Origin of the sequence: Campylobacter concisus (assembly GCF_003049085.1) — a bacterium.
Lineage (GTDB): Bacteria > Campylobacterota > Campylobacteria > Campylobacterales > Campylobacteraceae > Campylobacter_A > Campylobacter_A concisus_H.
The window spans coordinates 55,412-79,256 of sequence record NZ_PIQX01000007.1 but is presented as its reverse complement, the minus strand read 5'-3'; the positions used below and the strand labels follow the sequence as shown (position 1 = coordinate 79,256).

Here is a 23,845-nt window from a genome sequence, read left to right as displayed (position 1 = left end):
TTTTCCTTTAAGAAAGTGGCTCATTATAACAAAGTGGGCTTAAATTTGTCGCTCTAAAACCTTTTTAAACTCTTCACTTAGCGTAACTTCAAGCGTTATAAGCGATACTCTCAGCCCAAAGTCCTTTGCCTTTACATAGTCCTTTTGCGTCATCAAAAGCGAGGCTGCATCATATCTTTTTAAAATCTCTTCTAACTCATCTTTTGAAAAATCATAATGATCAGGAAAAAAGACGCGAGCTATGCACTCATCAAAAAATGGCTTGAGGCGCTCTGGGTTTGCTATGGCAGTAACTAGAACCATTTTTTCGCTTTTACTTAAAATTTCACTCTTTCTAAAATGAGTTTGCCCTTCAATTGCTATAAAATCAGCAAATTTATAAAAGTTAAACGGATACCTATAAGCTCCGCTTGGTAGGCAAAATTTTAGCTTTGGCTCTGGATTTGGACGCACTAATATGTCAAATTTAGCTATGTCAAATTTAGAAAACCCATCATCCATCAAAACATACTTCGCGCCATGCTTTTTGGCGTACTTTATGGCTACTTTTCTATCTTCGCTTACTATTACATTTGCGTTTTTAAGGCTTGTAGCGTATATCATCGCCTCGTCGCCGCTTGCTGCTACGTCAAGCAAAATTTCGCCATTTCGAGCGACAACTTGCATGCCTTTGCTTTTTCTTTTATAGCCTCTAAGAACGATAAAAGCGCCCTCGTAATTTTTAGCAATTGCCACGCAAAGTGGAGTCTTCCCGCTTCCTCCAAGTGTCAAATTTCCCACGCTTATTATCTTTATGCCAAAGTCTATTTTTCTAGCAGTAAATTTCTTAAGCACAACAATAAGAAAATAGATAAAACTTAGTGGCAAAAGTAAAAATGCTAGTAAAATTTGAAAGAAATTTGGGCGAAAGAAGTAATCGTTCACCCAAGCATGCAAGAAAATATTTAATTTCTTAAACACGAGTTTTAGAAATTTCTTTTACTTTGCTGCAGATGTATTGCACCTCTTCATCACTCAGACTATGATAAATAGGCAATGACAACACTTGCTGATAATTTTTTAAAGCATTTGGAAAATCATTTACTTTAAGCGAGTATTTGTTTTTATAATAACTTAGTAAATGTATCGGTATGTAGTGCAATGATGTGTGAATGCCATGCTCCAAAAGCTCTCTAGCAAAGCCATCACGATTTTTATTTATCTTAATAATATACTGAGTATAAATGTGCTCGCGTTTTTTGACAGGGATTGTTATATTGTGGCACTCACCAAGCTCTTTATCATAAATTTTTGCGATCTCTTGCCTTCTTTGTATGAGCTTGTCTGTTCTTTCTAGCTGCGCAATAGAAAATGCTGCATTTATCGAGTTTATATCATACTTTAAGCCAATATCTACGACATCATAAATATAACTCAAGCTACCGAATTTATCAATGCCATTTACAAGGGCATAGTTGCGAAGTAGTTTTGCTCTTTTATAAATTTCCTCATCATTTGTCGTAAAAAATCCAACCGTTGATATAGGATTTTGTACACGCGAATGTGTTTGAAAGCACGATAAAAAGGAGTCTGAGCCAACTTTTTTGCCATTGTATGTTAGTCCCATACCGCGATTTGCATCATCTAAAATTTTTACACCGTATTTCTCACAAACCGCCGTTATCTCGTCCATCCTGGCACTTTGACCTGCGATATGAGAGATAAAAGCACATTTTAATTTTTTATGATTTTGCTCTTTTAGCACTTTCTCAAGGGCGTCTGGGCAGATGTTAAAATCTTCTTCATCAACATCCACAAAAATAGGTTCAGCATCAAAATGTCTAACAGCTTGTGCAATGCTAGGAAAGGCATTTATGGAGCAAATGACCTTATCTCCGCGTTTAGTGTCAAGCGCGCTTAGTGCCAAGTGATGTGCAGCTGCAATATTATTTGTGGTAACTACAAATTTTGCACCAAAATACTCTTTTAACTTCTCTTCAAATCTAGCAACGATATTAGTAGTATTTTCAGAGTGCAAAGCCTCCTCAATAAGCTCACTTTCACGCTCAGTGATAGTTGGTCTATAAAACGGAATCTCTCTCATCTTTAATCCTTTAAATTTTCACTATCAACGGCATTTGTCGTTTAAACCTGTTTGAAACAACTCTATTTTCTATATCCGATACTGCTTTTAATCCGAACTTTTTGATGACTTGCTCCTTGTTATTTTCTAAATTTTCTAAAATCTCATCAATGACAGCATAACTGTAACCTATGTCGCCTTCGTCACTTTGTCCATCCCACAAATCAGCCGAAGGTGCTTTGTCAATAAAATTTTTATCAACCCCAAGATGTTTTGCAAATTCAAAAATTTCACTTTTGTAAAGCTCTCCGATAGGATTTATCGCACATGCTAAATCCCCAAATATCGTACCGTATCCAAGCATAAGCTCACTTTTGTTGCTTGTTCCGATAACTAGAGCGTTTATACTAGATGAATAATCATAAAGCAAGCTCATTCTAACTCTAGCTGCTAAATTCCCTTTTCTTAAATTGCTTAAATTTACATCTATCGTTTCGTAAAAGGCATTTAAAATACCCTCTATGGATAAAACCTTATATTTTATGTTTAGTTTTTCGCATAAATTTAAGGCATCGTCCATATTTTGTCTGTTTGATGATGCTGTTGGCATGATGAGTGCATGAGTTTCATTTGGTTTTGCTCTTGCACACAAAGTCGCTACTACAGCAGAATCAATACCTCCACTAACACCCAACAACAAATTTTTATCTTTAGTTTTATCTTTTAAGCTAAAAACTAAAGATTCTTCGATCTTTTGATACTCCTTCATTCTTCCTTTGCCTAGATTTGCTTCCTTTTGCAAAAATTATACTAAGTAAATTTAAAATTTTTCTTTAAGTTTAAGTAAAATGATGTAAAATTTTAAGAAATAATAAATTTAAGGTAAAAAATGAGAGTAATACACAAAAGTTTTGGAGATTTTGGCACTAATTGTTACATCGTTACAAAAGATAACTCATCTTTAGTGATAGATCCAGGAGATGGGGCAAAAGAATGGGCTTTACAAAATGCTAAAAATTTAAAAGCCATCCTTTGCACTCATGGGCATTTTGATCATATTTTTGATGCTGGTAAATTAAAAGATGAGCTAGAAATTCCAGTTTATATTAATAAATTTGATGCTTTCATGTGTGAGAGTGATATTTTCGGTTATATGAAAAGTACTTTTACTCCAGATGTTTTAGTTGATAATGATGAAAATTTTAACATTGATGATTTTTGCATCAGATTTCATCATTTTCCAGGACATACACCAGGCTGCTCGATGATAGAGATAGATGACACGATGTTTAGTGGAGATTTTTTATTTAAAGGAAGCATAGGACGCTGGGATTTTCCTTTTTCAGATAAAAATAAAATGTTAGAAAGTCTAGGAAAATGTAAAAATTTAAAAGGTAACTTCACACTTTATCCAGGGCACGGAGAAGGCAGTACACTAGAGGCCGAGCAAAATAATATTGATTATTGGATAGATATAGTAAAAAATAGCTAAAAATTTCGGTGGTATTAATTTCAAATTTCAAGCTTCTAGAATACACTTAATCACTATTTAAAAATTTATATTTTTTATAAAACTAAGAACTAATCAAAAAAGATAGAGAAATTTTGTATGGGGTCTATTTTAAATTTTGAAAAGGTCCGAGCGAAAGCTCGCTCGGATAAATGTTTTTAGAAGCTATATTTTGCTTCAAATCTGATACGATCTTGTTTAAAGCTTGCACCATCTTTTTTGTCTTTAGCAGCTGCATACCATGTTAAGAATGTAAGCTTTTTGCTGTATTTGTAACTAGCTTCTGTATACCACTCACTTCTTTTTGCTCTCTCTTTATTAAGTGTATAGCTATAGCCTTTACCTTGAGTATATCCAGCACCAAAGCCAAATTTATCTATGTCATATCCAGCATTAACAAACCAGTAGTCGTTATTGCCTTTGATATTGTTGTAATATTGTTTTCCGCCGCCACCCATTACACTATTTAGTAGCTTAGTTGGGTTGATTAACTGTCCGCTTGCGTCAATTGAAGTAAATGACCACTTATTATTATCTTTATTTTTAGCATCAAAGTCTAAATAACCAGCGTTAAGCTTAGCACCAAATAGTTTTGTACCAGCTTGAACTGCCCAGAAATTTGCATCAGCTACATCTTTGTGATCTGAGTCGTTATGGACAAATTGACCTTTTAGGTTTAGATTTACATCATCGGTTACATTAAAGCTAACACCAGCTTCAGCACCATAAAGTGTTGCTATCTCTTGAAGATTTGCAATAGCTGCTTTAAAAGATACTGGATCATAACTGCCAGCTGCACCTAAATAGTAAAGATTGCCAGCAGAACCATTAAATTTATCATTTTCAGTACCATTTACTATTCTATTAAGTAATGGACCATCTATTTCAGTACCGTCGCTTTGTAGTGCATCATAAGCTGCAGCTGTTAAAGTAAGACCAGGTACATCAGTACTTACTACTTTTAGACCAGTACCTGCTATATCACCATCATCATAGAAAGTTTTGATAAGTTGCTTGCCAGCTGTAATAGTAGTATTAGCTACTTTATAGCCTAAGTACATCTCATAAACGCCAAAAGTGTCGGTTGTATTTGTTTTATCTGTACCTTTTAGGTTTTTGTTGCCAGAATCATCTGTTTGATCATATCTTAAAGTTAAAACACCAAAGAAGTTATCGTCGATAGCAGCCTTAAATGATGTTTGCATTCTAAATGCGTAACCAGCAACATCATTTGTCCTATCTTTTGTGTCCGGATTTACTTTGTAATGATCATTTGTATAACGATATCTAGCATATCCTGAAAGATCTACGTTTTTTATAGCTTCTTCAAGTGGAGTTGCACTTGCAACGCTTGAAAATGCACCTAAAGCAACCAAAGCAGCTAAGCTAACTTTTGTAATTTTCATCTAAATCTCCTTTTGATAAAAAGTTTTGAAAGGATATTATCATAGAAAATTAATTTTATTGCTTAATTTTCCTTAAAATTTTAAAAAATGTTACCAATTATTTACCAAAATAGGATAATGAGATAAAGATTGTCTTTTTAAAATTTCGTTTTATTTGGGATTAAAAATCAAAAATTTTTACTTACTTTTAGCTATTAGCCTTAGCTTCTTCTCGCTCTTTTTTCTGCCTTATAGCAGCTTCTTTTTGGATATTTTTTTGTTGAGCCAAGAAGATATGCTCTTCAAGTGTGACAAGTTGAAATACTCCTTCAAAAATTTTTATATCTTTAACATATCCAAGCACTTTCACTTCTCTTTTTCTACTCTCTTCAAATCTTGCTTGCGCGTCAAATTCCACCACGTCACCAAGCTTTAGTGGCCCAAAGAAATTTATCCTAGCCCCGATACTAACGCAAAATTCTTCATTAATGGCTAAAAGCGCGGCATGATTTGCGCCCATAAAAATAAACCCACTATGAATAAGCCCCTCAGTATCGCATACCATATCATCCGTAGTAAAAAATCTAGTCTTTGCGTGATTTTTTTCAAGTAAAAATGCCGTTCCACTAAAATTTAGCTTTGTAAGTGGAGCGGTTTTGATCTCATTTCTTAATGGATTTTCATCTTCTGGTAAGATTATTTGCGATTCATCTTTTGTATCATAGATATTTTCTTCTGCCATTTTTATCCTTAAATTTTAACTCTAACATATGCTCTTTTTGGCGCTGGGTAGCCCTCGATGGTCTTTGTATTGTCATTTGGGTCTAAGAAATTTCCAAGACTCTCACCATCTATCCACTGCGTTTTTCGCTGCTCATTTAGATCAGTGGCCTTTGTTTCAAGTAGGGTAAAATCCCTAAATTTAGCCCTCTCGCACCAGTTTTGAAGTGCCGAGAGTGTCGGTACAAAGTAGATATTTGGAATTTTTGAGTATCTATCCTTTGGATTTAGCGCAAAATCGCCATCCATATCAATATACATGGTATCTAAAAATAGCTCGCCGCCTGGATTTAGCGCAGTTTTTAGCTCTTTTAGCATCTTGATAGGATCGCTTCTGTGGTATATCACGCCAAGGCAAAAAATGGTGTCAAATTTCGCTGCGTATTCTGGCAAGCTCTCTACTCCAAGAAGCTCGTAAGCGATATTTGAGCGGATAAATTTATTTAAAAAAGCAAACTGCAAATATGTATGCACGCTAGGATCAAAGCCAGTTATGCTTTTTGGACCGTACTCAAGCATCTTAAACATATAATATCCATTGTTGCAACCAACATCAGCCACGCACTTGCCAGCTAAATTTAGATGTGGCGCTAGGATATTAAATTTAATAAAACTTTGCCACTCGCTATCTATATATATATCATCAAGTAAAAATGGCCCTTTTCGCCAAGGCTTTAGGCTAAGAGCGAGGTTGTAAATTTCATCTTTTTTGGTTTGGTCTAAATTTTTAAATTTGACATTTACGCTATCACTCAAGCTAAATTCGCAATCAAAATTTGCTAAATTTTCTATCTTATTAAAAATTTGCTTTTGCTGCTCATTAAATTTACTAAGATTCACGCTATTTCCAGTCGACGATGTTGTGTGGGCACTCTTTTTGGTAGGTGCCAGTCGCGTCATAATACTCTTTACAGTCATTATAATATTGAGTCGAAACTCCACGCTCATTCATGTAAAGACAACCGTTGCAAAATAACGCTATAAAGCCCAAAAATATAATCTTTTTCATGTGGCAGATTTTATCATAAATAAAATTTTTATGCTAGAATAGCAGGCAGTTTTAGAGCCAAGTTTGGCTAAGATTAAGCAAAAAGGCATTTTATGCAAAGAAGAGATTTTTTTAAATTCAGTAGTTTTTTAGGTGCAGCAAGTCTGCTTCCAAGTGTCACTCTAGCTAGCGACGAGCCAGCAAACCCAGTGGTTAGAAATTTCGACGTAAATTTCAAACACCAGCTGCTTGAAAAGGGTAAAAGCTCAAGAATTTGGCTACCGCTCCCACTAAGCACCACTTATCAGCAACTAACCCAAGACTACGTCATAAACACAACAGCTAAAAATGTTTATATCTCAGACACGCTAATACCAACAATGTATGGCGAATTTGAAGAAAACGAGCAAAGACCTATTTTAAATATCCAGTTTAAAATCCAAACAACAGAGCGCAATACCGACTTTAGCAAGGTAAATTTCGATCCAAACGAGAAGGTCGATCCTGCGATTTTGGAGTTTTTAAAACCAACTTCACACATCCCAACTGGCGGCGTCGTAAGAGCAAAAGCGCTAGAGATTATCGGCAATACCAAAGGCGATTTGGAGCGCGCAAAAGCGATATATACGTGGGTTGCAAACACTATGCAGCGTGATAATAGCATCCTTGGATGTGGTACAGGCGACGTTAAAGCGATACTAGAAAGTGGCAAACTAGTTGGCAAATGCACCGACATAAACTCAGTTTTTGTGGGGCTTTGCAGATCAGTTGGCATCCCAGCAAGAGAAATTTTTGGTATCAGAGTTGGTCAGTCTAGATTTTCAGATCAAATGGGTAGCGCAAAAGATGGCGTAGCTAAAATTTCAGGCGGACAGCACTGCAGGGCCGAATTTTACTTAAAAGGCTATGGTTGGATACCAGTTGACCCAGCAGATGTCACAAAGGTGAGACTTGGCGAGAAGCTAACAAATGATGACGCTAAGATCGTAGCTGTGAGAGATTACTGCTTTGGCAACTGGGAAATGTGCTGGATAGGCTTTAACTACGGCCGTGACTTTATCTTAAAGCCAACCCCAGAGCAAACTCCGCTAAACAACTTTGGTTATCCATACGCTGAAGTTGATGGCAACACACAAAACTACTATTCGCCAAAAGAATTTAGCTACGACTACGTTTCAACAGAGCTAAAATGAGAGCCTTTTGGCTGATACTAACATCCATAGGTAGTGCCATCGGCGCTACCTTGTGCTGTTTGCCAGCACTTCTTTTCTTGCTTTTTGGCACATCTTTTTCATTTCTATCTTGGACACAAAATTTATACGAGTACCGCGTCCCTTTAAGCGTCGTGGCGGTCATTTGCTTTGTGATCTCTGGCATTGCTTTATTTTACAAGCCAAAAAGCTGCAACTTAAGCTATAAAAAGAAAAAATGGATACTTATATATATACTTTTTGGAGTGATTTTACTTTTACTTCTTACATATCCAGAGCTTTTAGGAGAAATTTATGCGTAAAATTTTAGTTTTAGCCCTTCTTGCACTTAGTTGCTATGCTGATAAAAAGATAGAAATTTCAGTGCCTAGCATGCACTGTCCGCTTTGCACGGCGATTGTTAGAAAGGCTGCTCTTAGCGTTGAAGGCGTAAAAAAGGCAGATGTATCGCTAAAAGAGCGAAAAGCTGTCGTTATAGCAGATGATAAGCTCGATGAAAAAGAGCTTTTAAAAGCAGTCGATGCGACTGGCTATAAGGGCGAAATAAAATAAATTTACGGAGGCAATATGTCAAATAGTGAAATTTTAAAGAAATTTGAGACACTTGCTGCGATACCACACTGCAGTTATGAGACTGATAAGATGCGTGATTTTCTAGCTAGCTATGCAAAAGATAAGGGCTGTGAGGTCGTGGTCGATAGTTTTGGCAACGTTCATGCATTCAAAGGCAAGCCAAAAATTTGTTTGCAAAGCCACTACGATATGGTCTGCATGGGCGACGCGCCAAAGATCGAGATAGTTTATGGCGACGATGGCTATATGAGAGCTAAAAACTCATCTTTAGGTGCCGATAACGGCATAGGCGTGGCTATCATGATGCAGATGATAAGCGAATTTGATGATATAGAGTGCCTCTTTACAAACAACGAAGAAGTCGGCATGATCGGAGCCACTGGCTTTAGTGGCGATCTCAAAGCCGATAAGCTTTTAAATTTAGACAGCGAAGAAGACGATAGGGTCACTATCGGCTGTGCTGGCGGTGTAAATTTATTTGCTACTATTGCGCTTAATAGCAAAAAAACAAAAGAGAGCACGCTTTATGAAGTAAAAGTAAGTGGGCTTCCTGGCGGACACTCTGGCAACGAGATACATAAAAATATCCCAAATGCGATCAAGGTTTTGGCGGCATTTGTGACTAAAAATGGCTGCAGGCTTGTTAAATTTGAAGGTGGCGAGCGAAGTAACTCTATCCCAAGCGGCGCAACTGCACTAGTTTTAAGCGATAAAGAGCTAAAGAGCGAGTGTGAGAATTTAAGCGTGAAAAAGCTTGGCACTGGGGATGAAATTTTAGAAAACGGAGAGAAAATTTTAGCTCTTATCAACTCATTTTCACAAGGTGTAAGAGCCTACAACTGCGAGCTAGGCATACCTCAAGATAGCGTCAATCTCTCACTTGCAAAGATCAAGGATGATGGCACGCTTGAAGTTGAGTTTTTCGCAAGGTCAATGAGTAAAGACGGCCTAAATAGAATGGAATTTGAAATTTCAGAGCTTGCAAAAGCGGTTGGTTTTAGCGTCATTTCAAAAGATAGAAATCCAGCTTGGAAGCCAGTTAATGATAAATTTGCAAACGACATCTTAGAAGAGCTTAAAATTTATAAGCCAGAAGCAAGAATAACAGCCGTGCATGCTGGACTTGAATGTGGAGTGCTTTTGGAGAAAAAAGCAGGTCTTAGTGCATGTTCAATAGGACCAAACATCTACTCACCTCACTCTACAAGAGAGCACTGCGAAGTAGCTTCTGCACTTTTTATCGAAAAAGTCGTTCGCGGTATCGTTAAAAAATATAACTCATAAAAAAACTAAAATTTGCTAGAAATTTCTAGCAAATTTTGGATTTTGAAGATTTAGGATTTGCTCGCAAGCACGAGCAAATTTATATTATTTTCCAAACTCATAAACGATCTTGCCACTTTTTATCGTGGTAGTCGCTGCGCCTTTTAGTTTTTTACCAAAAAGCGGAGAATTTACCGATTTTGAGCGGTTTATCTTCTCATCATAAATGTACTCGATCTCAGGATCAATCACCGCAATATCAGCTAGCATGCCCTCAGCAAGCCTGCCCTTATCTTTTAAATTTAGCATCTTAGCTGCATTTGTAGAAGTTAGCTCCACCATGCGCTCTAAGCTTATAACGCCCTCATTTACGAGCTTAAGAGTGAGTGGCACAAGAGTTTGAAGTCCGATGATACCAAATGGCGCCTTGTCAAATTCCACTATCTTTTCGTCTGTGTGGTGTGGGGCATGATCGGTAGCGATAACATCTATAAGGCCGCTTTTTAGCGCCTCTCTTACCGCTTTTACGTCGCTTATCTCACGAAGTGGCGGCGACATTTTGAAATTTGTATCGTAGGCATTTTTCAAAATTTCATCGTCGCTAAAGCTAAAGTGATGTGGTGTGGCCTCACAAGTGATATTTATGCCCTCTTTTTTACCCATTTCGATGATCTTTAGCGAGTATTCCGAGCTTACGTGAGCGATGTGGATGTGTGCTTTGGTGAGCTTTGCAAGAAGCATGTCACGGCTAACTGCGATCTCCTCTTTCTCTCTCGCCATACCGCGAAGTCCAAGTATGGCTGAGACCTTGCCCTCGTGCATGACGCCCTGTCTGCAAAGCGAGCAGTCCTCTGAGTGGCTTATACAAAAGCTACCAAACATGCTTGAATACTCAAGTGCTGCTCTCATCACGCTTGAGCTAGCCACCGGTAGGCCATCATCACTAAATGCAACTGCTCCAGCCTCTATAAGATCGCCCATTTCGACGATCTCGTTGCCACCAAGCCCTTTGCTAATGGCTGCAATTGGCAAAAGATCGATCAGCCCGCAGTTTCTTGCCTTTTCTATCATCGCTCTTGTGATCGAGGCGTTGTCATTTACTGGGTTTGTGTTAGCCATGCAAAGGCAGGTAGTCACTCCCCCAGCTACGGCCGCCTGCGAGCCTGAGATGATGTCGTCTTTGTACTCTTGACCAGGATCGCGAAAGTGTACGTGCATGTCGATAAGTCCTGGCATTACAAGCTTATTTGTAGCGTCGATGACCTTATCGGCCTCAAATTTCTCACTTCCGATTTTGGCTATTTTACCGTTTTCTATTAGGATATTTGCCTTAAATTTCTCGTCGCTATTTACGATAGTGCCGTTAATTATTGCTATTTTCATCGTTAGCCCCTATTTTTTGCAAGCGTATTTAGTATCGCCATTCTTATAGCAACGCCATTTTCAACTTGATTTAGTATGACTGAGTGTGTGCCATCAGCCACGTCTGAGTTTAGCTCTACGCCCCTATTTATTGGCCCTGGGTGCAACACGATAGCGTCAGGCTTTGCTAGCTTTATCCTATTTTTATTTAGTCCAAAGAATTTCGAGTACTCTCTCGAGCTTGGAAATGCCACGTCCGCACCGCCACGCTCTAGTTGGATGCGAAGCATAATGATGACGTCGCTACCCTCGCAGGCTTCTTCCATATTTTTGCAAATTTTAGACTCAAATACCTCAGCGTCTTTTGGCATCATCATCTTTGGGGCAAAGAGCTTTAAATTTATGCCAAATTTCTTCATCGCCCAGATATCAGACCTTGCCACGCGGCTTCTTGCGATGTCGCCGATGATCGCCACATTTAGGTTTTTATCTAAAATTTTACCATGCTCTCTTAGCGTGAAAAGATCAAGCAAGGCTTGGCTTGGGTGCTCATTTGTACCGTCCCCTGCGTTTACGACGCTAGCCTCTGTCCTATCAGCTGCAAATTTCGCCGCCCCAGAGCTTGGATGACGAAGCACGATGATGTCAGTTCTCATAGCAGCCATGTTATTCATCGTGTCATTTAGGCTCTCGCCCTTTGTCACGCTAGAGCTTGATGAGCTGAAATTTATCGTATCAGCTCCAAGCCTCTTTGCTGCGATTTCAAAGGATGTCCTAGTTCTTGTCGAGTTTTCATAAAATGCGTTGATCGTGGTCTTTCCGCGAAGATAGTCATTTTTTTTCACTTGGCTTAAATTTAGCTCCTTAAACTCTTTCGCCGCCTCTAAAAAATACAAAATTTCTTCTTTGCTAAGCTCTCTAGTTCCTATCAAATCTTTATGTTTGTAGCCCATTTTAAGCCTCTTAAATTTATTTTGTCACAAAGTCGCAAGCTGGTTGGTAGCCGTTATCACAAGCTTTTTTAAATAAAGCCTTTGCTTTTTCTTCGTTCTTTGCTTCGTTTGCGTCTTTATCTTTTACAAGGCCATAAGCGATCATTTCGCCTAGTTTTTCGCACGCCATGCCCTCATTTTCGTCACACATTTTTGTAAAAATTTTCTCAGCCTGAACTCTATCTTTTGCTACGCCGTCTCCGTTAAATAGCATGATCGCATTCATCGTGCAAGCTTTCTTCTCGCCCTCTCCACAAGCCTTATTAAAATAAAGATAAGCTTCATTAAAATTTTTCTTTGCATAAAGCTCATTTGCCTTGTCTAAATTTTCATTTGCCATAGCATTTAACGCAAAAACCGCTGCCACTAAAACTAAAATTTTCTTCATTTTCTTTCCTTATTTAAATAATTTTGAATGATGTTTTTTCATATACTCAACTATCTCTATGACCTCGTCGCTACCGCTAGCGTCAGAATTTTCTAACGCATCATCGATGCACTCGACATAAAGATTTGCCGCCTCTTCAAGCTTGTCTTTTTTTACTCCAGCATAGTAGAACATCGCTTCAAGTACCATGCTAAGCTCATAGCTAAGCTCCTCTACGCTTACCTCTTCTTCTTTCATATATCCTCCTGTGTTTTTTTAGTTATTAGATCAACTATCTGCGCCTTGATCGGCTCATAGCTAAAGCCATCTTTGAAATTTGCAAACAGCCCGCCGCTAGCATTGACGTGTCCGCCGCCGCCAACTAGGTGTTTTGCCATGGCACTAACGTCTAGCTTGCCATTTGCACGAAAGCTTAGCGTTTTTTTATTTGTCACGTCGATAAAGAAGTCAAATTCAGGATTTGCCACTAAAAAGTCGTTGCCGATAACCGAAACGTTGCCGATATTGTAGGTTAAAATTCCTTTATGATCTTTATAGCTTATGCTAAATTTCTCTTTGTTTTCACTAAGTTTTTTTACGACGTAGTTTGAGATTAGATTGCTTAGCGTATCGTCTTTATCCTCTTTGAAAAATGACTTCTTAATGGCATGCACCTGCATATCAAGGCCGATATAGTCGTTTTTCTCGTTAAAAAATTTGCTCGCTTCTTTTAAGATATGATCCATATAGAGGTTGTTTTCAGCTTCAAACATCACCTTATTTATCTCTTTAGCGTTTGCCACAAGCCCCAAGCAGACCTTGCCCATCTCGAAATTTTTATCATCTTTTAGCCAGATATCCACGGCATTTACGACGTCACTAAAAATTTCAAGCTCTTTGTTTTTGCCAAAAATGCCCGCAAAAAAGTCGTAAGTAATCTTTGTAGCGCACCTTGAACTATCCAAAAAATACCATGAGTAAGTGCTCGCGCACTCAGCGCCGCTTTGGTGATGATCTAGCAAAAATAGCTTTATATTTTTACCATCTATCATCTCCTCAAAGCTCTCACACTGAGCTAGGCTTAAATTTAAATCAGTGATCAAGATGACGTTTTTATCATCGTTTGAGGCATCTATCTCAGATAGAATTTGAGTAAATTTATCATCTATCTCTCTGCCGTAGTTTGAGTTTAGAAATTTCACATCTTTGAAGTAAAAATTTGTTATGTATTGCGCGCCGTATCCGTCAAGATCGGTGTGTGAGAGGTGATAAATTTTCATCGTTTTCCTTTATAAATTTTCTATTTCTATGACGCCAACCGTTTCAAATGGCGTATTTGCCGAAATCTCAGCAAAGCTTAGCACCACGATGTCGATGGCAAAATTTGCGCAGATATTTGCTATAAATTTTCTTAGACTTGGCTCCACACAAAGCACCATTTCGCCGTGCTGACTCATCGGACGTTTCTCTTTTTCATGTCTTAGTGCCTGAACGATCGCTGAAGTTTGAGCCACATTTATCATAAGATGATACGCGCCGTCTTTATACTGCACCGCATCCATAAGCTTTTGCTGCGCAGCACTATCTAAAATGTAAAAATTTAGCTGACCTTTTTCATCAACATAAAGCGAGGTGATGACACGTGAGAGCGCTGCACGAACATGCTCGATGATCATATCTAGGTTTTTGCTAACCTCGGCGATGTCGCTAATTGATTCAAGTATGCTAAGCAGATCTTTGATCGGGATATTGTCTTTAAGCAGTGCTTTTAAAACCTTTTGGATCAAATTTATAGGTGCGATCCTTAGCGTATCCTCGACCACAACTGGGTAGTCGATCTTTAGTTTGTCTAATAAATTTTGCGTCTCTTGGCGAGTTAGAAGCTCGGCTGCGTTTTGCTTGATAAGCTCACTCATGTGCGTTGAGATGACGCTTGCAGGATCAACTATCGTGTAGCCGCTAAGTATGGCGTCCTCTTTGACGCTAGCATCGATCCAGAGTGCGTCTAGCCCAAAAGCTGGCTCTTTTGTCGGAATCCCCTCTATATCTTCGCTAACTAGGCCACTATCCATCGCTAGAAATTTATCCGCGTAAATTTCACCCTGACCGATCACGATACCTTTTAGCTTAAAGCGGTACTCATTTGGCGGTAGTTGAAGGTTGTCGCGGATCCTTATCTTTGGCATCAAAAAGCCAAGACTTGAAGCGATATTTCGCCTCATAGCACGAATCCTCTCAATGAGATCCACATCAGCTAGCTTTAACAAGCCATATCCTAGGTCAAGCTCTAAAATTTCAAGCTTTAAGATGTCATTTATCTTAGTCTCTTCTTCTCTTGCGATCTCTTCGTCGCTCTTCTTTGGCACCTTAGTAGTGGCACCACTAGCAGCTGCCCCTGCCCCACTTTGCGTAGCGGCTCCAGCTTTTTTAGAAGCTGTTTTGTCTTTTGAAGCAAGGCTTAAATTTAGCCCGCCATCTTTGGTCTGCTTGATGATGTAGCCAAGCCCCAAAAATAGCACTGCGATAAAGCCAAGAGAAAGAGTCGGAAGCCCTGGGACAAGAGCAAACATAAATAGTATGAAGCCCACTATCAACAAGGTTTTATAATCCCCTAAGAGCTGATTTAGCGTGCCTTCTGCAAAGTCCTCATCGTCCTTGCTAGCCCTTGTGATGATGATAGCAGTCGCTGTTGAAGTGATAAGTCCTGGGATCTGGCTCACAAGGCCATCACCGATAGTTAGGATCGTATAGTACTGAGCCGATGTCGCCATATCAAGGTCATGTTGAAACGAGCCGATAGCAAAGCCACCGATGATATTAATGATAGTGATGATGATGCCAGCGACGGCGTCACCTTTTATAAATTTAGACGAGCCATCCATCGCGCCGTAAAAATTTGCCTCACCAATGATGGCTTGGCGTCTTTCGCGCGCCGTTTTTTCATCTATTAAACCTGCGTTTAGATCCGCATCTATCGCCATTTGCTTACCAGGCATCGCATCAAGTGTAAAACGTGCTTGCACTTCACTTACACGGGTTGAACCTTTGGTTACGACCATAAAATTTATGAGCACCAGGATACAAAAGACAATGGTTCCGATGACAAAGTTGCCACCAACGACAAAATTTCCAAAGCTTGAGATGATCTCACTAACCGCTTCTGGACCGTTATGCCCTTCACTTAGGATCATACGTGTGGTTGCGATGTTTAGCGAGAGGCGAAAAAGCGTAACAATAAGGATCAGTGTCGGAAATGTACTAAGATCGGTTGGTTTTGGCACATAAATCGAAATTAAGATTATAAGCACAGAAATAGAAATAGAAAGTGCCAGGAAAAAGTCAAGCACCGCGCTCGGAAGCGGTACGATAATGATAGCAAGGATGGCAACAATGATACCAACGATGCTAAGACTTTTAAACTTAACAATTGGCGCAAGAAACGGCGCAACAAGAGTTAAGATATTATTTTTTTGCTTTGCCAACTTTACTTCTTAACGATATCACTTAGTTTTATCGCATCAAGCATCTCGTCGATCTTGCTTTGAAGGCCGCTAAACATCGACCAAATTTGACAGCTTGAGGCTTTATTTGACGGGCAGCCATCTGCAGAAGATGAGCACTCAAAGACGTTAAGTTCACGTTTTTCAGCGCACTCTATTATCTTTTTTATGCTTAAATTTTCAGGTTCGTTATTTAGCGCGAAACCGCCATTTGCCCCTTTAAACGACTTTAAAATTCCATCTTTTGCAAGATTTTGTAAAATTTTGGCTAAAAAGCTTTTTGAAATTTTAAGTTCATTTGAGATCGTATCAACATCAACTGGAGATGATTTTTGAGATATTAAAATAAGTGAAAGTAGAGCGTATTCGCTTGCCTTTGTAAAAAGCATTTATCTTCCTTAAGTCTTTAAATAGCCCTAATTTTATTAAATTTTTACTGCATTTTTCATTAATTTTTAAAAAGCGTAGTTTTATCTAACTTTATGTTTTAAATGCTATAATCGCTCTTCCAAAATTCACCAATCAGGAGGTCATTATGGCTTTGGATTCGGCTAAAAAAGCTCAAATAGTTGCGAAATTCGCTAGAAAAGAGGGAGATACAGGCTCTCCAGAAGTTCAAATAGCTCTTTTAACAGCTAGAATAACTGAACTTACAGAACACCTTAAAATTTTCAAAAAAGACTTTTCATCACGTTTAGGTCTTTTAAAACTAGTTGGTCAAAGAAAAAGACTTTTAAAGTATCTTAAAAATAAAGACTACACTACATATTCAAAACTAATCTCTGAGCTTGGCTTAAGAGATAAATAATCCATCGGAGAGCGATCTGCTCTCCTTGCTAAATTTCTTTATATATATTTTTTTATTCAAAATTTACAGTTTAATTTTATTTTTCCATCTTTAGTATTAATTTATCTACTTACAATACGACTAACCTTTTTAAACAAAGTAAAATAAAATTAATTTCTTCATTTTATATAAAAAGCTAAATCTCTATATCTTTATTTCTTTTATAATAAATTTATCAATTTTAAATAAATTTTAAAACCCCTAAATAATTGACTTTAATAGAACTAAATTAATTTTAACTTAAGTTAAAAATTTATTTTTATAGATAAAGAATTTTTATTAAAGATTAAGAATTTGGCTAGTAATATTACCCATATAGAAATATGCAAATATTGCATAGCAAAGGAGAAAGTGATGAAAGAAGGCAAAGTCATCTGTCCTTATTGCGGGACAGGCTGTCAAGTAACCTTGCACGTGGAAAACAACGTCGTTCGTGCCGCTACTGGCGTCGAAGACAATCCAGTCAATCAAGGAAATTTATGTTTAAAGGGCTTTTATGGCTGGGATTACGTTGCAAGTCCAGACAGACTTACAAAGCCGCTTATTAGAAAGAAAAATGGAGTCTTTTCAAAGGATGGTGAATTTGAAGAGGCCAGCTGGGACGAGGCGCTTGATCTTGTCGTAGAAAAGATGAAAGAAGCCAAAGAGAAATACGGCCCTGACTCACTAGCAGGAAACTTTTCAGCACGCTGTACACTTGAAGACAACTACGTCGCTCAAAAGCTAATGCGTGCAGTCATAGGCACAAACAACGTCGATCACTGCGCTAGAATTTGACACGCTCCGACAGTAGCAGGACTTGCTAAAACAATCGGAAACGGAGCTGCCACAAATAGCTTTACAGAGATTGGCACTTATAGTAACTGTATATTAATGATAGGCTCAAACCCAGAAAATGGTCACCCAATCGCAGCTATGCACATCCAAAGAGCGCTAAACCGCGGTGCAAAACTGATCGTTATCGACCCTATCAAGACCGAGTTTGCAAGTAGAGCAGACATCCACTTGCAGCTAGAGCCTGAGCACAACATCCCTGTTATTAACGCACTTCTTTACACTATCATCGAAGAAGGCCTTGTAAATGAGGAATTTGTAAGAGATCACACAATAGGCATCGAGTACGTTAAAGAAGCTGTAAAAGACTATGCGCCAGAGGTTGTAGCAAAATACACAAGGCTAAATCCAGAGGATATAAGAGCAGCTGCTAGAATGTATGCCACCACAAAACCAGCCGTCATCACTCACGGCATGGGCGTAACTCACTTCAACCACGGCGTTGGCGGAGTTTGCGATGTATCAAATTTATTCTTGATAACTGGCAATATCTGCGAGCTTGGCACAGGCGACTTGCCACTTAGAGGTCAAGAGAACGTTCAAGGTTGCTGCGACATGGGCGTTTTACCAAACATATTCCCAAATCTTGGCTCAGTAACCGACCCAGAGCAAAGAGCTTGGTTTGAGAAAATGTGGCACCTTGAGCCTGGATTTTTAAACTCAAAGATAGGTATCCACAAGACTGAAGTACCTGATGCGATCCTTGATGGCAGAGTGCATTTCTTCTGGACTATCGGCGAAAACCCAGTCATCTCTGAGCCAAATACAAACCACTTCTTAAAAGGCATCGCAAATGTCGATTTCTACGTGGTTCAAGATCTATTTTTAACCGAGACTTCACTAAAAGCTGACGTCGTTCTCCCTGGCGTTGCAAGTAGCGAAAAAGAGGGTCTTTACACTAACGCAGAGCGCCGTGTCCAACATAACGAAGCAGTCATCACACCTCCAGGTGATGCTAGACAAGACTGGTGGATCGTTTGCGAGATCGCACGTCGTTTAGGCGCAACAGAGGGCTTTAACTTCAACTCACCAGAAGAGATTTGGGAAGAAGTTAGGAAATGCGACCCTAGACGCTACGGCGGTATGAGCTACTATAGACTTAAAAAATATCACGGACTTCACTGGCCATGCCCAACTGAAGATGATATGGGTGGTCAAAGCCTCTATCTTGATAAGAAATTCTTTACACCTGATGGCAAAGGTCGCTTTGTGCCATGCTTATTTGTGGATAAAGCTGATGAGATCGAGAGTGCAAAACTTGAGTTTGCCAAGAAGATGAATATGTCGCCAGAGTATCCTATCATGGCTGGTTCAGTCGATGAGAAGACTGACGCTGAGTATCCGATACAGCTTTTAACTACAAGAAAGGTTTATCAATACACAGTTGGCACCATGACAAGACGCTCACGCGCCATCGAAGAGGGCGGAGATAGCATCGGACCTATCGCTGAGATGAGCCCAGCGCTTGCAGAAAGATACGGACTAAAACAAGGCGACTTTATCAAAGCTTGGAGTAGATACGGCTACATCGTCGTAAAAGCTGAAGTAACTGACATCGTGCCTGATGGCATCATCCAGATGACTTTCCACTACTGGGAGAGCTCATGCAACGAGCTAACAAGCAGCGGTTGGGACTACATCAGTAAGACTCCGACATTTAAAGCAGCTATCCAGATCAAAAAGATCGATGAAGAGGAATTTTTACGAGTTCGCGAGCTAAAACGCGAGAAATTCCAAACTTCAAAGATCATCTACGATGACTTCCACCACCATGGAAACGCAGCGATAAATGAGTAAATTTAGCGGGTAACTCCCGCTAAATTTCTTTACTATTAAATTTCATTATCCAAAAATGCTGACATTGCAAAGCAAAATCTAAATTTTAAATTCACTGTTTGTGATTAAATTTTATATTTAAATACAAAAGCTGATATTTTTAATTTTACTTAAACGCCAAAAAGCTCATGAAATTTCCCCATTTAAATGTGCTCTCGACACGCTTAAAGCCAGCATTTAGGGCTAAGTTTCTATTTTCTTCTTCAGTGTATGGCACCAGCACATTTTCAAGCGCCTCTCTTTTTTGGGCGATCTCGTAGCGTGAGTAGCCTTGCGCTTGCTTGTAGTCCTCGTAAATTTCTATGACGCTTTTAGTAAGCTTTTTATCTTCAAAGATGATCTTTTCACTAAACAAAAAGACGCCATTTTCATTTAGTCCGTTATAAATTTTTTGCACCAGATCAGCCCTTTTTGGCGGTCTGATAAACTGCAAAGTATAGTTTGCCAAAACAGCATCAAAGCCCTCTAGCTCGCACTCTAAGATGTCGTCTAAAATAAATTCAATATCAGCCCCATAAGCTTTTGCCTTATTTTTAGCATTTGCTAGCATCGCCTCAGAGTTATCCACGCCGCTTAGCACGAGGTCGTTTCTAAGGTTGTTTAGCAAAAGCAGGCTATTTGCCGTAGAGCAGCCAAGGTCGCACACTTTTGCTGATTTTGGCAAAATTTTAGCAAGCAACTTTGCGTTTAAATTTGAGCTCACGTCGTAAAACGGCACCGAGCGCGAGATCATATCATCAAAAACACTCGCCACAAAGTCATCAAACTCAAACTGCTTGCTTATAGGCTCTTTAAAAATTTCATCTCTCATATACCAGCTCCATATCCGTCAAAGTATCTCATCGTCTCTCCAAAAAAGAGATCGCACACGCCCACGCACTGCCTAGCCTCGTTTATATCGCGTTTTATCTGCTCTTTTAGCTCGCTTAGATTATTAAATTTCTTATTATCTCTTAAGCGTTTTATGAAGCAAACGGCGACGTGCTTTGTCACCTTTGGCGCGACCTCGTCTAAGATGTGCGTCTCAACGCTAAAATTTCCATCCGTGCTAAGCCTGTTGCCTATAAAAGTGACCGAGCCATAGGTGTATGAGCCCATCCTCGTTCTTGTCGCATAGACGCCCTCGCGCGGCAAAAGATAGCTTTTTATATCTAAATTTAGCGTGGCAACCAGCTCTTTTGCGCCGATGCCCTGCCCTTTTATCACGTTGCCCTCGATCGAGTACTCCCTGCCTATTAGCCTATTTGCCTCATCGATGTTGCCTTGGCGTATCAGCTCTCTGATGGAGGAGCTATGCACGCCCATGCCATCATAACAAACCTCATCAACGACGACCACCTCGCCATCAAAAATCCTTTTCAAATCGTGCTTATCCCACGCTCTGTTTCTGCCAAATCTAAAATCAAATCCAACAACGATCTTTTTTAAATTTTTAAAATCCCTCTTTAAAAGTGCGATAAATTCCTCGCCGCTAAGCCCTTTTATACTCTCAAAATCATACAAGAAGCAAGGATAGTTTGAGTACTCGGCTCGCTTTAGCTTTGGCGTTATGTTTGCCTTGTTTTTGTCGATGACGACAAGTCCGCCAAACTCGCCAAGCTGCTTTAAAAGCTGTTTGTGTCCTCTATGCACGCCGTCAAAATGCCCTATCGCAACGGCAGTGATATTATCTTTTGTTAAAAGCGTAGAAAAATTCGGCATTTCCCTCTTTCCCTTTTACTTCGCACTCTTTGCAAGCTATCATTTTAAATCCTAGGCCATTAGCCATCACTTCAAACCTATTCATCGCTAATTTTATAGCTTTCATATCAGTGACGACGCCTTTTTTATTTCGTTTTACGCCAACACCCACTTCAAATTGTGGCTTAAAAAGCATGATAATGAGCGAATTCTCGCTTGCTAGCTCGCAAATAGCAGGCAAAATTTCAGCCAAAGAGATAAAGCTCACGTCGCAGGTTATGAGGTTAAATTCATTTTTGTGCGATTTGGCAAACTCTCTTATGTCAGTCTTTTCATAAATTTTTACCCGCTCATCACTTCTTAGGCTAGCGTCAAGTTGATCGGTACCAACATCCACACCAGTCACGCTTTTTACGCCACGCTCAAGCAAAATTTGCATAAAGCCACCAGTCGAGCTACCTATATCAAGCGCATTTTTGCCAGTTAGATCAAATTTCATCGCCTCCAAAAAGCTCTTTAGCTTCAAAGCTCCTCGCCCAACGTAAATTTCATCAAGCAGCGAAATTTTAGCCTCACTAACCTCGCTTGAAACCTTGGTGCAAATTTCGCCGTTTGAGAGCACCTTGCCAGATTTTATTAGCTCGCTAGCCTTGTTTCTACTGATATTTAAAACGCTTGCGACGTAGTTATCAAACCTCAAGTTTTAGCCTCTCATATTCTCTCTCATCGATTACTTGCACGCCTAGCTCATTTGCTTTATCAAGCTTACTACCAGCCTCCTCGCCAGCTAAGACGAAGTCCGTTTTTTTAGAAACTGAGCTTGAAACCTTTGCGCCAAAACTCTCAAGCTCCGCCTTTATCTCATCTCTTGGGCGACTTAGCGTGCCAGTTATTACGACCGTTTTGCCACTTAGCGCATTTGAGATGCTCTGCGCCTGCGTCACGCTTGGCTGCACGATCTGGCTAAGGGCTAAAATTTCTGCTCTATTTACCTCGGCAAAGGCAATTAGGCTATTTGCCATCTCCGCGCCAAAGCCCTCAAGCGAGACAAGCTCATCAAAGCTAGCATCAAGCCAGCCTAGTCCAAAGCTACTTGCAAGCTTTTTAGCCGCCACTTCGCCGATGTGCTCGCAGCCAAGCCCCGTGATGAAGCGTGAAAGCTCCGCACCTTTACTGGCTTCAATGGCATTTAAAAGGTTATTTACCTTTTTCTCTTTAAAGCCCTCAAGCGCCATGAGATCATCAAATTTAAGGCCGTAAATGTCTTTTATGCAAGAGATCAGTCCCTTATCAAATAACAAATTTACGATCGCATCGCCAAGGCCATCTATATTTAGGCATTTTTTCGATGCGTAGTGAATTATTGAGCCAACCACTCTTGCCCTGCAGCTTAAATTTTGGCACTTTACAAAGACCCCCTCATCAAGCAAGTGCGAGCCGCAAACTGGACAAAATTTAGGCCTATCTATCGCCTCTTCGCTGCCATCGCGCCTATCCTTATAAACCTTTGTGATCTTTGGTATGACATCACCTGAGCGGATAATGCCGATATAGTCGTTTTTCATGACACCAAGGCGCTCTATTTCATCAAAGTTATGAAGCGTGGCGGATTTTACATTTGCGCCATCAATATTTACCTCATCAAGTACGCCAACAGGTGTTACTACGCCGCTTCTGCCAACTTGAAGTGCAACGTCTTTTAGCCTAGTCACCTTTTCAATGGCTGGAAATTTAAACGCCACCATAAATTTTGGAAATTTGACCGTATAGCCCAGCTCTTCGCAGCGTGCAAGATCGTTTACGCGTATCACCATGCCATCCATCATCACGCTCTTTGAGTCACGATTCGCCAAAAGCTCGTTGTATGCAGCTTCAAGCTCGTCTTTTGTTAAAATTTTGAAAAAATCATCCCTCTCAAAGCCAAGATCACGCACAAATTTCATCACCTCGCTGTGATCTTTTAGCCCAAGGCTCTGCTCGCCCACACCCCAAGGTATGAAAAGTAGCTTTCTTTTAGCAGTGACTGCGCTATCAAGCTGTCTTAGGCTTCCGGCAGCTGCATTTCTAGGATTTGAAAGCGGCGCCTCGCCATTTTTTGCGCGCTCTGCGTTTAGAAGCTCAAAATCTTCTTTTCTTATAACGACCTCGCCCCTGATTTCAATTAGCCCTTTGTAATCAATGCTCTTTAAAACAGAATTTATCGTCTTTGCATTTTGCGTCACGTCTTCGCCTGTAACGCCATCACCCCTAGTTATCGCCCTAACCAAAACGCCGTTTTCATAAAGCAAATTTAGGCTCGCTCCGTCAAATTTTGGCTCAGCGACAAAGGTTAAATTTTCTTTATCCCCACGCTTTAGCCACGCATCAAGCTCGGCTAGATCAAAAATATCTTCCATACTCCACATGCGTTTGATGTGATTAGCCTTGCTAAAGCCCTCTTTTACGGTGCCGCCCACGCGTTTTGTAGGTGAAAAGATAGAAATTTCGCTTGGATTTGCCTGCTCATAATCAAGCACCGCGTGATATAGCGCGTCATACTCCTCGTCACTTGCAAGTGGCTCATCCTCGTCGTAGTAGGCCTTTGCCCAAGCATTTAGCGTATCTACCGCTTTTTCATACTCTTGTTTTGTCATTTTTGCTCCAAATTTACACCGT

The 23,845-nt window shown here is 39.7% G+C and carries 25 protein-coding genes; 7 read left to right on the top strand and 18 right to left on the bottom strand.

Translation table 11 applies throughout. From position 1 onward, the window contains the following. Nucleotides 1-39: 39 nt before the first annotated feature. From CVT13_RS08790 to CVT13_RS08780, 3 genes are read right to left on the bottom strand one after another with little or no spacing between them, the layout of a single operon-like run. Nucleotides 40-960, bottom strand: a complete 921-nt coding sequence (locus CVT13_RS08790) for a tetraacyldisaccharide 4'-kinase (protein WP_107812300.1) — start codon at nucleotides 958-960, stop codon at nucleotides 40-42. After that, nucleotides 953-2,083: a DegT/DnrJ/EryC1/StrS family aminotransferase gene (locus CVT13_RS08785; RefSeq protein WP_107812299.1), complete on the bottom strand. Its 1,131-nt coding sequence runs from the start codon at nucleotides 2,081-2,083 to the stop codon at nucleotides 953-955. The genes CVT13_RS08790 and CVT13_RS08785 overlap by 8 nt, the downstream gene beginning before the upstream one ends. Before the next feature lie 10 nt (nucleotides 2,084-2,093). Beyond that, complete coding sequence (locus CVT13_RS08780) at nucleotides 2,094-2,831, bottom strand: NAD+ synthase (RefSeq protein ID WP_107812298.1); 738 nt, start codon at nucleotides 2,829-2,831, stop codon at nucleotides 2,094-2,096. A 120-nt stretch (nucleotides 2,832-2,951) separates the two neighbouring features. On the opposite strand from CVT13_RS08780, the gene CVT13_RS08775 reads away from it, so the two are divergent. Further along, on the top strand, nucleotides 2,952-3,554 hold the full coding sequence (locus CVT13_RS08775; protein ID WP_107812297.1) for an MBL fold metallo-hydrolase: 603 nt from the start codon (nucleotides 2,952-2,954) through the stop codon (nucleotides 3,552-3,554). Nucleotides 3,555-3,730: 176 nt separating this feature from the next. Here the strand turns inward: CVT13_RS08775 and CVT13_RS08770 are convergent, their stop codons facing one another. The 4 genes from CVT13_RS08770 to CVT13_RS10315 form a co-directional block, all read right to left on the bottom strand. Then, nucleotides 3,731-4,978 (bottom strand): major outer membrane protein, encoded by a 1,248-nt coding sequence (locus CVT13_RS08770; protein WP_107812296.1) that lies wholly within the window; start codon nucleotides 4,976-4,978, stop codon nucleotides 3,731-3,733. A gap of 187 nt (nucleotides 4,979-5,165) precedes the next feature. Then, a complete protein-coding gene (locus CVT13_RS08765; protein WP_107686939.1) occupies nucleotides 5,166-5,699 on the bottom strand; it encodes a thioesterase in 534 nt (177 codons plus the stop codon). Between the two features lie 8 nt (nucleotides 5,700-5,707). Then, on the bottom strand, nucleotides 5,708-6,577 hold the full coding sequence (gene cmoB / locus CVT13_RS08760; protein ID WP_234412008.1) for a tRNA 5-methoxyuridine(34)/uridine 5-oxyacetic acid(34) synthase CmoB: 870 nt from the start codon (nucleotides 6,575-6,577) through the stop codon (nucleotides 5,708-5,710). A 1-nt stretch (nucleotide 6,578) separates the two neighbouring features. Then, nucleotides 6,579-6,746 (bottom strand): hypothetical protein, encoded by a 168-nt coding sequence (locus CVT13_RS10315; RefSeq protein WP_002942642.1) that lies wholly within the window; start codon nucleotides 6,744-6,746, stop codon nucleotides 6,579-6,581. A 92-nt stretch (nucleotides 6,747-6,838) separates the two neighbouring features. Between CVT13_RS10315 and CVT13_RS08755 the strand changes: the two genes are divergently transcribed. From CVT13_RS08755 to CVT13_RS08740, 4 genes are read left to right on the top strand one after another with little or no spacing between them, the layout of a single operon-like run. After that, on the top strand, nucleotides 6,839-7,918 hold the full coding sequence (locus CVT13_RS08755; protein WP_107812294.1) for a transglutaminase-like domain-containing protein: 1,080 nt from the start codon (nucleotides 6,839-6,841) through the stop codon (nucleotides 7,916-7,918). Continuing rightward, on the top strand, nucleotides 7,915-8,238 hold the full coding sequence (locus tag CVT13_RS08750; protein ID WP_021090140.1) for a hypothetical protein: 324 nt from the start codon (nucleotides 7,915-7,917) through the stop codon (nucleotides 8,236-8,238). The genes CVT13_RS08755 and CVT13_RS08750 overlap by 4 nt, the downstream gene beginning before the upstream one ends. Then, nucleotides 8,231-8,488 (top strand): heavy-metal-associated domain-containing protein, encoded by a 258-nt coding sequence (locus tag CVT13_RS08745; protein WP_087586413.1) that lies wholly within the window; start codon nucleotides 8,231-8,233, stop codon nucleotides 8,486-8,488. Before CVT13_RS08750 ends, CVT13_RS08745 begins: the two co-directional genes overlap by 8 nt. A gap of 15 nt (nucleotides 8,489-8,503) precedes the next feature. Next, nucleotides 8,504-9,793: a M28 family peptidase gene (locus CVT13_RS08740; protein ID WP_107812293.1), complete on the top strand. Its 1,290-nt coding sequence runs from the start codon at nucleotides 8,504-8,506 to the stop codon at nucleotides 9,791-9,793. A gap of 84 nt (nucleotides 9,794-9,877) precedes the next feature. On the opposite strand, the gene CVT13_RS08735 is transcribed toward CVT13_RS08740, so the two are convergent. From CVT13_RS08735 to CVT13_RS08705, 7 genes are read right to left on the bottom strand one after another with little or no spacing between them, the layout of a single operon-like run. Then, the gene (locus CVT13_RS08735; RefSeq protein WP_107812292.1) at nucleotides 9,878-11,155 is read right to left on the bottom strand and encodes a dihydroorotase; all 1,278 of its coding nucleotides are present in this window, start codon (nucleotides 11,153-11,155) and stop codon (nucleotides 9,878-9,880) included. A gap of 2 nt (nucleotides 11,156-11,157) precedes the next feature. Continuing rightward, on the bottom strand, nucleotides 11,158-12,087 hold the full coding sequence (locus tag CVT13_RS08730) for an aspartate carbamoyltransferase catalytic subunit (protein ID WP_107784652.1): 930 nt from the start codon (nucleotides 12,085-12,087) through the stop codon (nucleotides 11,158-11,160). A 16-nt stretch (nucleotides 12,088-12,103) separates the two neighbouring features. Beyond that, nucleotides 12,104-12,514 carry a tetratricopeptide repeat protein gene (locus CVT13_RS08725; protein WP_085658258.1) on the bottom strand — a complete coding sequence of 137 codons (411 nt, stop codon included), beginning with the start codon at nucleotides 12,512-12,514 and terminating at the stop codon, nucleotides 12,104-12,106. Nucleotides 12,515-12,523: 9 nt separating this feature from the next. Next, the gene (locus CVT13_RS08720) at nucleotides 12,524-12,751 is read right to left on the bottom strand and encodes a hypothetical protein (protein ID WP_021089755.1); all 228 of its coding nucleotides are present in this window, start codon (nucleotides 12,749-12,751) and stop codon (nucleotides 12,524-12,526) included. Then, nucleotides 12,748-13,773: a DHH family phosphoesterase gene (locus CVT13_RS08715; RefSeq protein ID WP_107812291.1), complete on the bottom strand. Its 1,026-nt coding sequence runs from the start codon at nucleotides 13,771-13,773 to the stop codon at nucleotides 12,748-12,750. Before CVT13_RS08715 ends, CVT13_RS08720 begins: the two co-directional genes overlap by 4 nt. A 9-nt stretch (nucleotides 13,774-13,782) precedes the next feature. After that, nucleotides 13,783-15,975 carry a flagellar biosynthesis protein FlhA gene (gene flhA / locus CVT13_RS08710; protein WP_107812290.1) on the bottom strand — a complete coding sequence of 731 codons (2,193 nt, stop codon included), beginning with the start codon at nucleotides 15,973-15,975 and terminating at the stop codon, nucleotides 13,783-13,785. A gap of 2 nt (nucleotides 15,976-15,977) precedes the next feature. Next, nucleotides 15,978-16,382, bottom strand: coding sequence for an RrF2 family transcriptional regulator (locus CVT13_RS08705; RefSeq protein WP_054196916.1), 405 nt, complete (start codon nucleotides 16,380-16,382; stop codon nucleotides 15,978-15,980). 146 nt (nucleotides 16,383-16,528) lie between these two features. Here CVT13_RS08705 and rpsO point away from each other — a divergent pair, with 146 nt between their 5' ends. Together rpsO and fdhF are read left to right on the top strand one after the other, a co-directional pair. Then, on the top strand, nucleotides 16,529-16,801 hold the full coding sequence (gene rpsO, locus CVT13_RS08700; protein ID WP_004317763.1) for a 30S ribosomal protein S15: 273 nt from the start codon (nucleotides 16,529-16,531) through the stop codon (nucleotides 16,799-16,801). Between the two features lie 393 nt (nucleotides 16,802-17,194). Continuing rightward, entirely contained in the window at nucleotides 17,195-19,471 is a 2,277-nt protein-coding gene (gene fdhF, locus CVT13_RS08695) for a formate dehydrogenase subunit alpha (protein WP_080655749.1), read from the top strand. Between the two features lie 145 nt (nucleotides 19,472-19,616). On the opposite strand, the gene cmoA is transcribed toward fdhF, so the two are convergent. The 4 genes from cmoA to ligA are packed head-to-tail and all read right to left on the bottom strand — an operon-like array spanning nucleotide 19,617 to nucleotide 23,823. Beyond that, nucleotides 19,617-20,321 carry a carboxy-S-adenosyl-L-methionine synthase CmoA gene (cmoA, locus tag CVT13_RS08690; RefSeq protein ID WP_021085945.1) on the bottom strand — a complete coding sequence of 235 codons (705 nt, stop codon included), beginning with the start codon at nucleotides 20,319-20,321 and terminating at the stop codon, nucleotides 19,617-19,619. Further along, complete coding sequence (locus CVT13_RS08685) at nucleotides 20,318-21,211, bottom strand: bifunctional riboflavin kinase/FAD synthetase (RefSeq protein ID WP_002939474.1); 894 nt, start codon at nucleotides 21,209-21,211, stop codon at nucleotides 20,318-20,320. The genes cmoA and CVT13_RS08685 overlap by 4 nt, the downstream gene beginning before the upstream one ends. Next, on the bottom strand, nucleotides 21,177-21,890 hold the full coding sequence (locus tag CVT13_RS08680; RefSeq protein ID WP_107812289.1) for a TlyA family RNA methyltransferase: 714 nt from the start codon (nucleotides 21,888-21,890) through the stop codon (nucleotides 21,177-21,179). Before CVT13_RS08680 ends, CVT13_RS08685 begins: the two co-directional genes overlap by 35 nt. Then, nucleotides 21,880-23,823 carry an NAD-dependent DNA ligase LigA gene (gene ligA / locus CVT13_RS08675; RefSeq protein ID WP_107812288.1) on the bottom strand — a complete coding sequence of 648 codons (1,944 nt, stop codon included), beginning with the start codon at nucleotides 23,821-23,823 and terminating at the stop codon, nucleotides 21,880-21,882. Before ligA ends, CVT13_RS08680 begins: the two co-directional genes overlap by 11 nt. Between the last annotated feature and the right edge of the window lie 22 nt (nucleotides 23,824-23,845).

What these genes read in the sequence shown, in the direction of transcription:
- CVT13_RS08685 (WP_002939474.1), bottom strand. Translation starts at nt 21,211, where the DNA reads ATGCCGAATTTTTCTACGCTTTTAACAAAAGATAATATCACTGCCGTT.
- CVT13_RS08720 (WP_021089755.1), bottom strand. Translation starts at nt 12,751, where the DNA reads ATGAAAGAAGAAGAGGTAAGCGTAGAGGAGCTTAGCTATGAGCTTAGC.
- CVT13_RS08705 (WP_054196916.1), bottom strand. Translation starts at nt 16,382, where the DNA reads ATGCTTTTTACAAAGGCAAGCGAATACGCTCTACTTTCACTTATTTTA.
- CVT13_RS08765 (WP_107686939.1), bottom strand. Translation starts at nt 5,699, where the DNA reads ATGGCAGAAGAAAATATCTATGATACAAAAGATGAATCGCAAATAATC.
- CVT13_RS08740 (WP_107812293.1), top strand. Translation starts at nt 8,504, where the DNA reads ATGTCAAATAGTGAAATTTTAAAGAAATTTGAGACACTTGCTGCGATA.
- cmoA (WP_021085945.1), bottom strand. Translation starts at nt 20,321, where the DNA reads ATGAGAGATGAAATTTTTAAAGAGCCTATAAGCAAGCAGTTTGAGTTT.
- CVT13_RS08725 (WP_085658258.1), bottom strand. Translation starts at nt 12,514, where the DNA reads ATGAAGAAAATTTTAGTTTTAGTGGCAGCGGTTTTTGCGTTAAATGCT.
- CVT13_RS08750 (WP_021090140.1), top strand. Translation starts at nt 7,915, where the DNA reads ATGAGAGCCTTTTGGCTGATACTAACATCCATAGGTAGTGCCATCGGC.
- CVT13_RS08715 (WP_107812291.1), bottom strand. Translation starts at nt 13,773, where the DNA reads ATGAAAATTTATCACCTCTCACACACCGATCTTGACGGATACGGCGCG.
- CVT13_RS08735 (WP_107812292.1), bottom strand. Translation starts at nt 11,155, where the DNA reads ATGAAAATAGCAATAATTAACGGCACTATCGTAAATAGCGACGAGAAA.
- CVT13_RS08770 (WP_107812296.1), bottom strand. Translation starts at nt 4,978, where the DNA reads ATGAAAATTACAAAAGTTAGCTTAGCTGCTTTGGTTGCTTTAGGTGCA.
- CVT13_RS08785 (WP_107812299.1), bottom strand. Translation starts at nt 2,083, where the DNA reads ATGAGAGAGATTCCGTTTTATAGACCAACTATCACTGAGCGTGAAAGT.
- rpsO (WP_004317763.1), top strand. Translation starts at nt 16,529, where the DNA reads ATGGCTTTGGATTCGGCTAAAAAAGCTCAAATAGTTGCGAAATTCGCT.
- ligA (WP_107812288.1), bottom strand. Translation starts at nt 23,823, where the DNA reads ATGACAAAACAAGAGTATGAAAAAGCGGTAGATACGCTAAATGCTTGG.
- CVT13_RS08775 (WP_107812297.1), top strand. Translation starts at nt 2,952, where the DNA reads ATGAGAGTAATACACAAAAGTTTTGGAGATTTTGGCACTAATTGTTAC.
- CVT13_RS10315 (WP_002942642.1), bottom strand. Translation starts at nt 6,746, where the DNA reads ATGAAAAAGATTATATTTTTGGGCTTTATAGCGTTATTTTGCAACGGT.
- CVT13_RS08745 (WP_087586413.1), top strand. Translation starts at nt 8,231, where the DNA reads ATGCGTAAAATTTTAGTTTTAGCCCTTCTTGCACTTAGTTGCTATGCT.
- CVT13_RS08780 (WP_107812298.1), bottom strand. Translation starts at nt 2,831, where the DNA reads ATGAAGGAGTATCAAAAGATCGAAGAATCTTTAGTTTTTAGCTTAAAA.
- CVT13_RS08755 (WP_107812294.1), top strand. Translation starts at nt 6,839, where the DNA reads ATGCAAAGAAGAGATTTTTTTAAATTCAGTAGTTTTTTAGGTGCAGCA.
- CVT13_RS08730 (WP_107784652.1), bottom strand. Translation starts at nt 12,087, where the DNA reads ATGGGCTACAAACATAAAGATTTGATAGGAACTAGAGAGCTTAGCAAA.